The organism is Croceicoccus bisphenolivorans (assembly GCF_001634625.1).
Lineage (GTDB): Bacteria > Pseudomonadota > Alphaproteobacteria > Sphingomonadales > Sphingomonadaceae > Croceicoccus > Croceicoccus bisphenolivorans.
Map to the genome: position 1 here is coordinate 214,092 of NZ_LRSE01000005.1, position 13,063 is coordinate 227,154.

The window sequence follows — 13,063 nt, forward strand, 5'->3', positions numbered from 1 at the left end:
TAAATAGGTGTGTCAAAGGTGATGTCGATGCAAACGGCAAAAGGCCGTCCGAAGCTTGAAAGAGCCAAAATCGTCGAAAATGCGATCACGCTGATGGACGAGCTTGGATACGAGGCCCTGACCTTGCGCAAACTGGCGGCGAGGCTGGGCGTGCAGGCGCCGGCCCTGTACTGGCACTTCGCCGATCGCGCAGCGCTGCTGGAAGCGATGGTGGCGGAATTGCAGGATCGGGTGCCCGTTACGCCGGTTCCGATGACACGGGGCGAGACGGGGGACTGGATTCTGGCGCGCGGCATCGCGTTCCGCCAGATGCTGCACGCGATCCGCGATTCGGTCCGGCTGTTCGCCGAGGCGACGATCAACCCGACGATGGACGCGCAGTTTGCCGAGATGCTGAATCGGATCGAAGGGCTGGACCGCCGGCAGGTGACCTACCTTGCCGCGGTGCTGAATTCCTATGTGCTGGGCTGGGTCCACTACGAACAGCAGCCGGAGATGGCGCGGTTCATGGGTCAGAACCTGGACGTTGAAGCCGATTTCGAATCAGGGCTTCGCGCCATCGCCATCGGTATGACGGCGCAATTGGGATTATAGTCAAAAAGGGGCTGCGCCGCCCTGGAAAGGGCGGCGCAGCGATATTCGATCAGGACGTCGGAACCAGCTTGCCGGGCTGGGCGGTCGGCCACCACATGCCCTGTTCCGGCTCGCCCAGCACGTTGCGCAGGATGCCGATGTTCTTGGCTTCCAGTTCGACGACGTCGCCGGGCTGCAGCTTGATGCCGTGTTCGAGGGCTGAACCCTTTTCCAGCGTACCCGAACCGATCACTTCGCCGGGCTGCAGGTATTCGCCCTGCGACACGAACGAAAGCACTTCCTCGACCCGCCAGAGGACGTCCGAGCTCACGCCCTTGCCCTTGGTTTCGCCATTCAGGCGGACTTCCATCTCGATCGAGTAGGGGTCCTTGAACTCGTCCATCGTCGTGATCCACGGGCCGATGCCGTGGGCGAAGTTCTTCGCCTTGGTTCCGCCCATGCCGATGGCAACTTCATCCTGCTGCAGGTCGCGGCCGCTGAAGTCGTTGTACATGGTGACGCCGAACACTGCATCGAGAGCGTTTTCAGGGGTCAGGTTCTTGACCTTGCGGCCGATGACCCAGCCAAGTTCCAGCTCGTAGTCCATGTGGTTGATATAGCCGGGCCAGGGAACCGTGGCGTTGTTGCCGATCACCATTGCAGGCGAGTTCTGGCAGTAGGGAACCACGCGTTCCATCGCATCGGGAACGGTGCGGCCCATCTTGGCGCTCCAGCCCGTGATATGGCCCATGAAGTTCAGGCCGTCGCGCAGGACCGGCGGATCGGATGCCGGCAGCCATTCGACCTCGTTCATGTCGAGCGAGGCATCGTCACCGGTGGAGGCGACGATGGCGGGTGCATGGTCGGTGAGGTAATTGCCCATCGACAGTGCCAGCGCCATGCTGCCGGGATAGGCGGCATTGGCGAAAGTGCGAGCCGCGTCGGTCGTCGCATTGCGCGTCGCGACGTAGTGCAGCGCAGCCGCGCGGGCGAGGTCGATCACCCGGCCCTTTTCCGGCTCGACGACGACAAGCCGTGCGATTTTGCCATCCGGACCGTCACGCAAAATGCGTCCAAATTTCATGAGGAGTTCCTTTCCCAGCGTTAATAGAGATACGCAGCGTTTCGTTACTAGGATGCAAGGGGATTTGCAACCGCAACGTTCAATAATATTGCCATGATCTGCTGCGTGAAACTGCAGCGTGAACGAACCATCTCTGGCATGGACGGAAGGCAGTGCTCAGGTTTTGACAGGATTGCGTCATATTTCTGAACGCAGTGCCCGCAAAGTCTTCAACCGGTTGGTGACAGGCTGTCGCTTTCGGCCAAGGCCAGCTTCTTCATCCGGCGACGCATCAGGATGCCGCCCTTGTCCGACGACAAATGTACTTCGCCAAATTCCAGACCTTCGTCGCGTTGACGTTGTTCGATCCAGTCCAGCGCCTCGCGGTCTTCTTCGAAGGCGACCTTGAACGAGGCATGTGTGTGGGCCGGAATTGCGGGATCGCCAAGTCGGAAATCGCGCGCCACTGCCCAGAAATTATGTGTGGTGTATTGTGTTTCGGGTGTGATGAAATGGATGACCTTGAAGGCATAAACCCCAGGATGGTCTGCCGCCGGTGCATTGTCGTGGACATTGGAATGGGTCAGGTTCAAGGCCGGAGACATCCACCAGGTGTCCGTCTCGCGCGTGACGCGCTTGCTGCCCAGTGCGGTCGGGACCGACAGCAGCGATGGCAGGGGGCTGTCCTCCAGCACACGGCGCAGGTTGATGCGCTCGCCCTCGACCCGCACGCGGAACGGCGCTTCGGCATATTCCGGCGTGCCGATGTTGCCTGCATGGAGGAACGCGAAATGCGAAAGGTCCATCAGGTTTTCATGCAGTGCCACATAGTTGGCCGGAAAATTGAGATAGCCGCTGACGTGGTCCCAGCCCGGTTGGTCCAGCCACGGCAGGTCCGGGATTTCGGCTTCGTCGGCAAGCGCTGGATCGCCGGGCCAGATCCAGATCACGCCCTGCCGTTCCACGACGGGAAACCTGCCGGCGCGAATTTCGGCAGCATTGTCGGGGTTGGTGGGTTTGGCCACGCACAGGCCATCGGGATCGAACGTCAGTCCGTGATAGAGGCAGGTCAGCCGGTCACCGTCCAGCACACCTTTGCTCAAGGGAAACGATCGGTGAGGGCACCGGTCGCGCAGGACGGCGATCGAACCGTCCAGGCGGCGAAAGTAGACGACCGCGATTCCGGCGATCTTGCGTGAACGCAACTGGCGATCCGCCTCTGCGGCAAAACTCATGACATACCAGCAGTTGCGGATCAGGGGCGTGTCCCGGTCCGCCAGTATCGATGCAGCCTCGTTCAACTCGCCACGATCCGCATTGGCATCGCGGCATATCCTCGCAAGGTATTGTTGTAGCGCAGCGTCGGCGCTGCGGTCAGTTCCATCGCCTTCACCCTGCGTGCCAGGGCCGCCAGCACCAGTTCCCCCTCAAGCCGGGCAAGGTTCTGGCCGACGCACATGTGGATGCCGGAGCCGAACCCGAGATGCCCGACGCTGTCGCGGCGGATGTCGTAGCGGTCGGGATCGTCCCAGCGGCGCGGGTCGCGGTTGGCCGACGCCATCAGTGTGAACAGCTTGGTCCCCTCGGCAACCGGAACCCCGGCAATTTCCGTATCGGCGGAAGCCGTGCGGAAGAAGGACTGAGCCGGTGACATCCAGCGCACCGTCTCTTCGAACGCGCCACGCGCAAGTGCGGGGTCGGCGTGGAGCAGGGCGTATTGGTCGGGATTGCTGCACAATGCATAGATCGCCCCGCCGATACCGTTCACCGTTGTATCGACGCCCGCCATCAGCATCGCGCGAACCATGACTTCGCCCTCGCGCTCCTCCAGATGGCCCTGGTCGACAAGGTCGAACATCGCCTTGCCGAACCCGTCGTCCGACAGGTTCTCGCGCTTGCACTGCATCTCAAGCCACGCGAACCCTTTTTCCGCGAGCGGCTTGGAGGCGAGGAAGATCTCGTTCTCGGGGCCGTAGGAGTTGAACACCAGCGCGCCCACCGGCAGCAGGTTGTCGCGCCCCTCGCGCTTCATGCCCAGTGCATCTGGAAACACGGTAAGCGGGAACTGCTCTGCAAGGTCGGTAACGCCATCGAAGCTGCCCATTTCGAGCAGGCGATCGACCAACAGCTCCGCCTGCACCGCGAAGTTTTCGCGCAACTGGCGCATAACGCGCGGTGAGAGCACCTTCATCATGGCCGAACGTGTGCGGGTATGGATCGGCGGATCGATTTCGAGGATCAGGCTCTTGGGCCGGAAACGCGCATCCTTGGCATAGTCGACAAGGCCGACGCCGCGTGCGGAGGTGAACCGTTCCCAGTCGCGCAGGACTTCGTATACCTCGGCATGACGGGCCAGCGCCATGCAGCCATAGCGCGACAGCCAGACTACGGGGCCGGCATCGCGCATCTCCTCCATCCGGGGGTAAGGATCGTCGAAGAATGGATAGTCGAACGGGTCGATATCCAGAACCGGTATACCGGGCGGGGGCGGGGGCGGGGGCGGGGGCGGGGTCGTGGTCGGGGCAATGGATTGGGTCACCGGTCAGTCTCCGAAAACGACTGTCGTCGCTCCATTGAGCAGCACGCGTTGCTGAAGGTGGCTGCTGACAGCCTTGGCAAGGACGCGCCGTTCGATGTCGCGGCCCTTGCGAACGAGATCTTCGGGCGTGTCGGCATGGCTGACGTGCTCCACATTCTGGGCGATGATCGGCCCTTCATCCAGATCGGCGGTCACGTAGTGCGCCGTTGCCCCGATCACCTTCACGCCGCGGGCATGGGCCTGATGATAAGGGCGTGCACCCTTGAAGCTTGGCAGGAAACTGTGGTGGATGTTGATGCACCGGCCCGACAGCCACTGTGCAAGATCGTCGGAAAGGATCTGCATGTAACGGGCGAGAATGACCAGTTCCGCGCCGGTCTCGTCCACGATCGCCTTGATGCGCGCTTCCTGATGCGCTTTCGTTTCTTTCGTGACCGGCAGGTGATGGAAGGGAATGGCGCCGAAATCCCTGATCTGCAGGGCTTCGAGCGGATGGTTGCAGACGATGCCGACAATATCCATCGCCAGTTCGCCGATCCGCGTGCGATAGAGCAGGTCGCCAAGGCAGTGATCGAACTTCGATACGAGGATGAGCACCTTGCGCCGCTCGTCCCGCGCGCGCAGTTCCCATTCCCAGCCATCCCGCGCCGCCAGCGATTTCAGAACTTCTTCCAGTTCGTCTCGCGCAACTTCGGCCTCGAACGCGATCCGCATGAAGAACCGGCCGGTTGACGCATCGTCGAACTGCTGCGCCTCGAGAATGTTGCATCCAGCCTCGAACAGACCGGTCGAGACCCCGGCTACAAGGCCGGGACGGTCGTCGCACGATAGCGAGAGGACATAGACGGTTTTCATAGCGCTTTGACATCCGTGCGGCGATTGTCAGGCTTGAACGGCAGGTCGATGATGCTCGCGCGCACGATCCGCTGGTTTTCGGGCGAAGTGCCCCACAGGACTTCGACATCCGCCCCGGGCGCTGCCACCTCGCGATCGATCGCGGCGAGCGAAATCATCCGGCGCAATTTCGGACTATAGACCCGCGACGTTGCGCAACCGGCCAGAGCGCCATCGGCATGAACGGCCAGATATTCGGCCGCATAGCGCCGCGGCATGTCCATTTGCGGTGCGATCTCGCCGTCTTCGAACAGGGAGGCATATACGTCCATGACATCGCGGGTATCCCAGACCAGCCCGACCAGCCGCCGCGCCGGGCCGCCAGCGTCGAGTTCGGCCCGCAGCGCTTCTGCCCCGATGAAGTCGCAGCGTGCGACGACCTTGGGCGAACACCAGTTGAGTTCGAACGGAGAGCGGAACAGGTCCTCCACCCCGTTGAAGCGATAAGTGCCCAGAATTCGCTGCCCGCCGCCGGAAACCGAGATGTTCGAGCCGCCCGGTCCGCCGATCGATGCCGGCATATAGTCGAAACCCGCCGTCGCGATGCCCGCCTCGATATGCGAAAGGACCTGGCAGCGCATGCCCAGCGGCTCCATACCGGCGGGCAGTCCGGCTTCGAGTATCGTTTCCCACACGTCCGCCCCGTTAAGGGTGGAGCCATGGATTTCGTAGCCCAGTTCGCCGCTGATCCCGGTGCGCAGGATGCGGACGTCCGCGCCTGCGATCCGCCCGGCGCACCAGTGGTTGAATTCCAGCTCGCGCAGGCGGGTGCCCATCGCGCGTTCCAGGATGTCGAGCGATCCCGGACCCTGCAGTTCGTAGATGAACCAGTCGGGCGTGACGAGCTGCGCGCTGACGTCCCAGTCGCCCTGCGTTGCCTGATAGACGATCCATTCACCGCCGCCGGCGGTATAGTAGTATTCGTCCTCCGCGATGCGGCCCAGCACGCCTTCGGTTGCGACTTTGCCGTTTGCGTCGGTCATCACGAAATGGCGCAATCGGCCAACGGGAAAGCGGGTGAGATCGGCCACGCCGATGTGCATCAGGAAGCGGGTCGCATCCTTGCCGCGCACGATCACTTTGGAAATCGCGCTCCAGTCGCCGAGGAACGCGGTGCGATGCACGGCGGAGGCTTCGTCCACCCACTCGCCATATTGCCATGCGATGAAGGTATCGCCCCAGCGCCGCCAGATACGGCTGGCGTTCACCTTGTCCTGCGCGGCGGCGGCAGAAGTGAATACTGGCGGACGTTCCTGCCCGAACGGCAGATCCGGCTGGTCGTGCTGCGTCAGGAAGTCGCGGCGGAAGCTGTCAATGTCGAACTTGTACATGTGGATTTCGGCCTTCTGCTTCAGGCGTGAGAAGAAGCGGCGTAGTCGATTTCGCGCGCTTTCATGTCGGCAAGGATGCGCCTCATGCGCAGGCCGAACCGGTCGTAAGGCATGTTCACTTCGGTGCGGCCCTGTCTGCGGTCTGCATCGACATTGGCCTGAACCTCGGCGACGACTTCGACATCCTGCTCGAAGACGATTTCCTGCAACACGTGCAGCATCTGAGCGGGTTCGACGACGAGCGGGTCGCTGATCACCGTCATGAAGAACTGGTGGGTCTGCCGCTCGTCCAGCGGGGTTACGGCGTGGGCAATCTGGATGAGCGCGGGCACGACCGGCGTGTCGTCATCCGGCAAAGGGTCCCGGCGCTGATAGCCGAAGCAGAGGGAAGGTCCGAACTGTGTTGTGCCGTCTTCCTGCCGTACGCGGCGTTTCGGGTCGCCTCCTGCGAAATGCGCGGCAAGCAGCACCTCGGCTTCTTCAACGACCTTGCGCCATGCCACGCCATCCGGTGGCGCAGGCGCATCTTCCGGGACGACGGATACGCTGTCGCGGTCCGCAGCATCGTGGACGAAATGCAGATGGCTGAGATCGAGCAGGTTCTCGATCAGCATCAGGTAGTTGCAGGGATTGAGTTTATAGCCGCAGACCGTGTCATCCGGGCGGTCGAGCATGTCCGGCATCGGAATCTGTTGCGGGTCGGCCTGTTCCGGTGGCCCCATCCACACCCAGAGCCATGGCCCCCGTTCCGCGCAGGGATAGGCCCGGACGCCGAAATTCAGGTTTGCATCGGCACGGGCACCCGGTGCCCAGATGCACTTGCCGCTGCTTTCATAGGTAAAGCCGTGATAGCCGCATTCGATGGTATCGCCGACACGCTTGCCGCGCGACAGCGGATACCGGCGGTGGGCGCAGCGATCGTCGAGGACGACAGGCGTGCCGTCGGCCTTGCGGAAATGAACCAGCGGTTCACCCAGAACCCGAATGGGGGTCAAGGTATCGCCTACGTCGGTGCTTTTCGCGATGACGTACCATGCCGAGAATATCATCGGCCCCATCGCCGCGTCTGCCTTGGCGTCTGATGTGGCCGGTCCGATCGGCAGGCGTGGCTTTGCGAACCCGGCATCGGCCTTCGCAAGTTCCTTTGCCTCGTTCATCCTCCGCTCCTCTTGGTCGTAATGCTCCCGATGGGAAAAGCGATGGCTCAGTCGGACTTGGGCATCACCTTGCCGACGAGACCCATGAAGCCCGGCGATCCGGTAAGCCCGAGAACGGCCTTTTCGATCGGCGCCTTGAGCATCCGGTTCACCGGCGGCAGCCCCTTGCGGCTTTCACGCCCCATTTCGGGGTTTACTTCGCAGCGGACCGGCATGCCGAACACCATGCGTCGCATGCACAGGTTGTCGCGGACGCACCTGGTTATGTCCTGCGGCCGGTTTTCACTGACCTTGCGGGCATAGTCCGGGTCGGCCAGCATCGGGCGGGCCAGCATGACGAGATCACCATGCCCTTCGGCAACTGCTTTTCCGGCACGTTCGGGATCGTGGATGCCCTGGATCAGTACGGGCACCGAAAGCAGGTCCTTGAAAATACGCGCGTCGCCGCTGTCGACCAGATCGCCGTCGACGGAAGGCGCACTGGCTTTCATCGTTTCGTAGCAGCCGCAGGAAAGCGCGACGTAATCGAGGCCCGCCGCCTCGACCAGCTTGGCGATTTCGGCGAAGCCACGAGCGCCCTGCCCGTCAGGCATGTAGTCGTTGGCCGTGATGCGCAGGCCGACGATGTAATCGGAAGGAACGCGGGCACGGATGCCCGACACGATATTGACCAGCATGCGCGCACGGTTTTCGGCGCTGCCGCCATATTCGTCCGTGCGCCAGTTGGTGCGGGGGGACAGGAACGACGAAAGGAAATAGCTCATGTGTGCGGCAACTTCGACCCCGTCGAAGCCGGATTCGACCGTCAGGACCGCCGTTTCGATCAGTTCGTTTTCGTAAGCCTTGATCTGTTCGATCGAGGCTTCGACTGCCATCGGGGTCGTGCGCCCGCCGGGAACGATGAAGCCGCGCGGGAATTCCTTTTCCGGAATCGTGACACTGCGCGCACTGGCGGAGATGTTCGGGCGATCAGCGGCAGGTACGCCCATCACGCCGAACCCCGGCATGATCTCTGCCACGATCGGCACATCGTAGCGGTGCACCGCATCGGTCATGCGGCGGAAATCGGCAACGTGCTTGGGATCCTGCATTTGCAGGACGCTTGCAACCGGGCATTCGGCCGCGCCGCGATCCGTTCCGACCATGCCGCCGACGATGATCATGCCGATCCCGCCCTTCGCCCGCGCCTCGAAAAAGGCGGTAGTCTGCTCGCTGGGTCCGCCGTCTTCACGCGGGGAGTTGGCGGCCATCGGCCCCATGACCATCCTGTTGGCCAGCGTCCGTCCGTTCAGGACGAAAGGCGTGCTCAGGATGTTGTGTTGTTGGTCTGCCATGACGGTTCCTCTCCGGCGCATCTGGTGGCGCGGGCCGTAATTAGTGAACTAGTCGTATCGAAAGTCAAGCTGGTTTGCCGATCGAACGGCTTAATCCCAGGCCGCCTTGGCATATGCCGAGAATCCGGGGACGTGGATCGAGACACCACCGTCGGATGCCAGCGTCTGGCCGGTGATATTGCGTGCTGCGTCCGACGCCAGAAAGGCGACCGGTTCGGCGATATCCTCGGGCGCGCCGACGATGCCTCGCGGCGTTTCTGCCTCGACATTGCGCCGCCAGTGGTCGGGGAAATCCTTGGCCGTGGTGGGCGTCAGGATCAGGCCGGGTGCGACCGCATTGCAGCGCACGCCCTTGGGGCCATAGGCCGTCGCGGTCGATCGCGTCATCTGCATGATGGCCGCCTTCGTCGCGCTGTATGCAGCCTGCCTTACGTGTCCCTGCAGGCCCAGTCCCGAAACGGTATTCACGATCGAACCCTGCGTCTCGATCAAATGCGGCAGGCATTCGCGGGTCATCAACATGGTGCCGCGGCAATTGACGGCGAAGATCTGATCCCAGACTTCGGTCGGCATGTCGCCGATGCTGCCGTCGAGCGCGAGCGTCGGACCGGCCAGCGCTGCATTGTTGTGCAGGATGTTGATCTTGCCGAAGGCTTCGACGACTTTGGCCACGGCCGCGCGGATGGAGGCTTCGCTCCCCAGGTCCAGTTCGACCGCGATGGCCTGTTCGCCGATATCCGCCGCGACTTCCTGCGCCCCGGCGAGGTTGATGTCGGCTACGGCCACCTTGGCACCCCGGCGCGCCATCAGTCGCGCGGTCTCGCTGCCGATTCCACCGGCACCACCTGTGATGATGGCCACCTTGTCTACCAGGCTAGTTGCATCGGTCATATGAATTTGTCCCTATTGGATAAATTGGCTTGGCGTCAGTCGACGGACTGCACAGCGGATTCGCGAAGTGTGTCGCGCAGCGCAAGCGGTGTGACGATCATGGCAACGGCCGCGCCGAACACGATCTTGCCTGTCACGGCGAGCGACCAGTCAATCATGCTCATGCCCGATGCCAGGATCAGGGCTATGACCGGTAACGATCCCAGCACCAGCGCGGCGAGGCCGTAGACTATGCCCCGGCCCCAGATGGACGATATGCGCGGCGGAGGTCCGGCAACCGGCGCGATGGCGCCCTTGCGAATGCGTGCCCTTGTCATGCCGCCGCCGGCCACAGCGCAGATAAGCGCGGTCATGAATCCCTGGGGCAGGAAATCGAACGCATAGGCGCCAACGCCGCGTGTCGGCACGGGTTCGAACAGGCCGAAAACGAACATGAAAACCACCGTTCCCACAACTGTCGAGCCGATCGTGCTGAATGCCGTCTCGGTCCAGATGTATCGACGCGCTTCCTGAGATTGCATACTCTTTTTCCCCTTTCCCGCCTCTCCTGCAGGTGGCCGTGCCGGTTCAAACGGAACCGCACCGACTCTGTTTGGCGTGCAGGAAGTGTCATTAATGTACGCGAAGGATCGAAAATCGCAAGATAGGTTTGCCATTATCGTTCGAAAGCCGCTGTTTCATGGAAGGTAGTTTTTACGCATCTGCACAAAAACACTATATAAATGACGTATAATCAGTGATTTATATTTTCGTCCTCCAACTCGTATCGTTATGCGAATTGACAGCGAAACGTGACGTGTCGTATATTTGCTGAAAATAAAAAGTGCCCGTTGAGACGCATGGTGTCGATCGGGTGCGCAGCAAGAGGAGGATAGGCATGAACTCGCTATTCAACGATCGATTTGTCTTGAAGTGCTCCACGGCTTTGGCTTCGGTGGCGATGGTCGCCGCCATGCCAGCCCAGGCTCAATCCGCTGACGATGAGGGGCAATTCAATGCCGGCGGCCTGACCGAAATCATCGTTACCGCCCAGAAACGTGCCGAAAGTTCCCAGAAGGCGGCTGTCGCGATCACCGCCGTATCAAGCGATGACCTTGCCCGCGCGGGCGTGACCGACGCGCAGCAACTGACCAATCTTGCGCCGGCCCTGCACATCGATTCCGTCTATGGCCCTGCTGCCAACTTCTACGTTCGCGGCGTGGGGAACCTCGTGCTCAATGCATCGAGCGACCCTGCCGTCGTCGTGAATATCGACGGTGTGCCGCTCGCTCGCCCCACGGGCGTGCAGGGGATGTTCTTCGATCTGGAACGCGTCGAAGTGCTGAAGGGGCCGCAGGGCACCCTGTACGGGCGTAACGCGACCGGCGGCGCGGTGAACGTGATCACTGCACAGCCGAAGATCGGCCAGACATCGGGTTCGATCACTGCCTCGTATGGCAATTACAATGCGGTGAAGCTCGACGGCGCGCTCAACCTGCCTGTATCTGAGAATACCGCCGTCCGCATTGCGGGTCTCTACTCCAACCGTGATGGATATTACTCCGACGGTACCGGCGATGAGGATCTGGGCGCGTTCCGCGTTTCGGTGGCAAGTGACGTGTCTGATACTTTCACGGTGTCGGCCAGTTTCGACTACGCTCATCAGGGTGGCAAGGGTCCGGGTTCGACTGCCGAAGGGCTGGATTACAACGATCGCATCGGCGTTCTGGACGATCGTGCCGGAGCAGACGTTTACGAACGGGTCATCAGCCCTGCGCCTTATCCGTTCAATGCTGCGGGCTTCGCGGCGCTTCCCGGCGCAATCCTGCAGCCCTTCAACGAGATCGAAGGGGTCGATTCCTATCAGGATAACGAGTTCTGGGGTGTCCGCCTTCAGGCAGACCTTGAAACTTCGCTCGGCACGGTCTCGTTCATACCTTCATACCGCGAGGCGACCCTCGATTACCTGTCGCCGATCAGTCCGATCATCCTGTCGAACGAGAAGGACAAGCAGACTTCGGCTGAATTGCGCCTAGTTTCGCCCAGCGAGAACCAGCTGCAATACATCTTCGGTCTGTTCTACTTCAACGAACGGGTGAATTCGCTGAATAACTTCAATTTCGAATATACCTCGTTCCATGCGGTTATCGCGCCCAAGGTGGACAGCTATGCCGCCTATTCGCGCCTGACCTATAGCATCACGCCCGAACTGCGGATCAGCGGCGGATTGCGGTACACGATCGACAAGAAATCGACGAACGACCTCAACGTCGTCGAGAACGTCTATTGCCCCGGTTTCTTCGACAATTACGAGGGCGGCCCGGCCACGACCTGCGTGGGAACGCCGACTTTGCCCGTGTCCTTCGAAGTCAGCGATCCGCTGGCGTACGAGGGGGTTAACGGTTCTTTCCTGGACATCACGACCAATCCGAACAGGGGCAAGGAAACGTTCAAGAAGCTGACGTGGCGGGCCGCGGTCGAATACGACGTCGCGCCGCGCTCGCTGCTCTATGCCTCGGTGGAAACCGGATACAAGGCGGGCGGGTTCTTCAATACGCCGGATCAGGCCAACAACTCGTTCCAGCCGGAAACGATCATTGCCTATACTCTGGGTTCGAAGAACCGCTTCCTTGACAATCGCCTGCAGCTGAACCTCGAGGCGTTCTGGTGGGAGTACAAGGACCAGCAGGTCAGTCACTTCATCACCGTGTTCGGGGCCCCGGTGTTCGCGACCGAGAATATCGGCAAATCGCGCTTCCGCGGCGTGGAACTCGAAATGCGGGCGCAGGTGATGTCGAACACCGAAGTGAACGGCACGGTCCAGTATCTCGATGCGCGCAACACCGATTTCCTGTACGGCAGCGCGACGCCGCCGAACACGGGCTGTCCGAGCGGCTTCGGCGGCCCGGGAGGCGCGCCGTTCTATGTCGATTGCACCGGCAGCCGCCCGGCCAAGGCGCCGGAGTGGACGCTGCAGGGCGGCATTGACCAGCGCATCCCGCTGGGCGAGACCGGCGACATCACGGTCAGCCTGAATACGCGGTATGAAAGCGGCAGCTATACGGGCATCGAGCTCTTGCCCTCGCAGTACCAGTCGGGCTTCTTCACGTCCGGAGCGCAAGTCGGCTTCACCACAGCTGACAGACGTTTCAACATTGCCGGCTTCGTCGACAATATCGAGGACAATGCGACGGTCGGGTTCTCCCAGCCGCACAACTTTGCCGGGGGACAGCTGTTCGTCCGCCTCCAGGCACCGCGGACTTACGGCGTACGCGCTGGCTACAAGTTCTGATAGTCGACCC

Annotated in this window: 11 protein-coding genes; 2 read left to right on the plus strand and 9 right to left on the minus strand. The window is 61.7% G+C overall.

Annotated features, from left to right (window positions below):
• The first annotated feature begins 27 nt into the window (after positions 1-27).
• Positions 28-594, plus strand: coding sequence for a TetR family transcriptional regulator (locus A7A77_RS07440; RefSeq protein WP_172799861.1), 567 nt, complete (start codon positions 28-30; stop codon positions 592-594).
• A 49-nt stretch (positions 595-643) separates the two neighbouring features.
• On the opposite strand, the gene A7A77_RS07445 is transcribed toward A7A77_RS07440, so the two are convergent.
• The 9 genes from A7A77_RS07445 to A7A77_RS07485 form a co-directional block, all read right to left on the minus strand.
• Positions 644-1,657, minus strand: a complete 1,014-nt coding sequence (locus tag A7A77_RS07445) for a fumarylacetoacetate hydrolase family protein (RefSeq protein ID WP_066555859.1) — start codon at positions 1,655-1,657, stop codon at positions 644-646.
• A gap of 209 nt (positions 1,658-1,866) precedes the next feature.
• Positions 1,867-2,937 (minus strand): aromatic ring-hydroxylating oxygenase subunit alpha, encoded by a 1,071-nt coding sequence (locus A7A77_RS07450; RefSeq protein WP_066555862.1) that lies wholly within the window; start codon positions 2,935-2,937, stop codon positions 1,867-1,869.
• Positions 2,934-4,175 (minus strand): cytochrome P450, encoded by a 1,242-nt coding sequence (locus A7A77_RS07455; protein ID WP_245638421.1) that lies wholly within the window; start codon positions 4,173-4,175, stop codon positions 2,934-2,936. Before A7A77_RS07455 ends, A7A77_RS07450 begins: the two co-directional genes overlap by 4 nt.
• A 3-nt stretch (positions 4,176-4,178) precedes the next feature.
• The gene (gene purU, locus A7A77_RS07460; protein ID WP_066555863.1) at positions 4,179-5,030 is read right to left on the minus strand and encodes a formyltetrahydrofolate deformylase; all 852 of its coding nucleotides are present in this window, start codon (positions 5,028-5,030) and stop codon (positions 4,179-4,181) included.
• Positions 5,027-6,400, minus strand: coding sequence for an aminomethyltransferase family protein (locus A7A77_RS07465; RefSeq protein WP_066555865.1), 1,374 nt, complete (start codon positions 6,398-6,400; stop codon positions 5,027-5,029). The genes purU and A7A77_RS07465 overlap by 4 nt, the downstream gene beginning before the upstream one ends.
• 20 nt (positions 6,401-6,420) lie before the next feature.
• Positions 6,421-7,557 carry an aromatic ring-hydroxylating oxygenase subunit alpha gene (locus A7A77_RS07470; RefSeq protein WP_066555867.1) on the minus strand — a complete coding sequence of 379 codons (1,137 nt, stop codon included), beginning with the start codon at positions 7,555-7,557 and terminating at the stop codon, positions 6,421-6,423.
• Between the two features lie 47 nt (positions 7,558-7,604).
• Positions 7,605-8,891 carry an NADH:flavin oxidoreductase gene (locus tag A7A77_RS07475; protein ID WP_066555869.1) on the minus strand — a complete coding sequence of 429 codons (1,287 nt, stop codon included), beginning with the start codon at positions 8,889-8,891 and terminating at the stop codon, positions 7,605-7,607.
• Positions 8,892-8,981: 90 nt separating this feature from the next.
• Complete coding sequence (locus tag A7A77_RS07480) at positions 8,982-9,782, minus strand: SDR family NAD(P)-dependent oxidoreductase (RefSeq protein WP_066555870.1); 801 nt, start codon at positions 9,780-9,782, stop codon at positions 8,982-8,984.
• A gap of 35 nt (positions 9,783-9,817) precedes the next feature.
• Complete coding sequence (locus A7A77_RS07485) at positions 9,818-10,303, minus strand: hypothetical protein (RefSeq protein WP_066555871.1); 486 nt, start codon at positions 10,301-10,303, stop codon at positions 9,818-9,820.
• A 356-nt stretch (positions 10,304-10,659) separates the two neighbouring features.
• Between A7A77_RS07485 and A7A77_RS07495 the strand changes: the two genes are divergently transcribed.
• A complete protein-coding gene (locus A7A77_RS07495; protein WP_082835979.1) occupies positions 10,660-13,053 on the plus strand; it encodes a TonB-dependent receptor in 2,394 nt (797 codons plus the stop codon).
• The last annotated feature ends 10 nt before the right edge of the window (positions 13,054-13,063 follow it).

Coding starts and splice junctions, on each gene's coding strand:
- A7A77_RS07495 (WP_082835979.1), top strand. CDS start 10,660: ATGAACTCGCTATTCAACGATCGATTTGTCTTGAAGTGCTCCACGGCT.
- A7A77_RS07440 (WP_172799861.1), top strand. CDS start 28: ATGCAAACGGCAAAAGGCCGTCCGAAGCTTGAAAGAGCCAAAATCGTC.
- A7A77_RS07445 (WP_066555859.1), bottom strand. CDS start 1,657: ATGAAATTTGGACGCATTTTGCGTGACGGTCCGGATGGCAAAATCGCA.
- A7A77_RS07480 (WP_066555870.1), bottom strand. CDS start 9,782: ATGACCGATGCAACTAGCCTGGTAGACAAGGTGGCCATCATCACAGGT.
- A7A77_RS07465 (WP_066555865.1), bottom strand. CDS start 6,400: ATGTACAAGTTCGACATTGACAGCTTCCGCCGCGACTTCCTGACGCAG.
- A7A77_RS07470 (WP_066555867.1), bottom strand. CDS start 7,557: ATGAACGAGGCAAAGGAACTTGCGAAGGCCGATGCCGGGTTCGCAAAG.
- A7A77_RS07485 (WP_066555871.1), bottom strand. CDS start 10,303: ATGCAATCTCAGGAAGCGCGTCGATACATCTGGACCGAGACGGCATTC.
- purU (WP_066555863.1), bottom strand. CDS start 5,030: ATGAAAACCGTCTATGTCCTCTCGCTATCGTGCGACGACCGTCCCGGC.
- A7A77_RS07475 (WP_066555869.1), bottom strand. CDS start 8,891: ATGGCAGACCAACAACACAACATCCTGAGCACGCCTTTCGTCCTGAAC.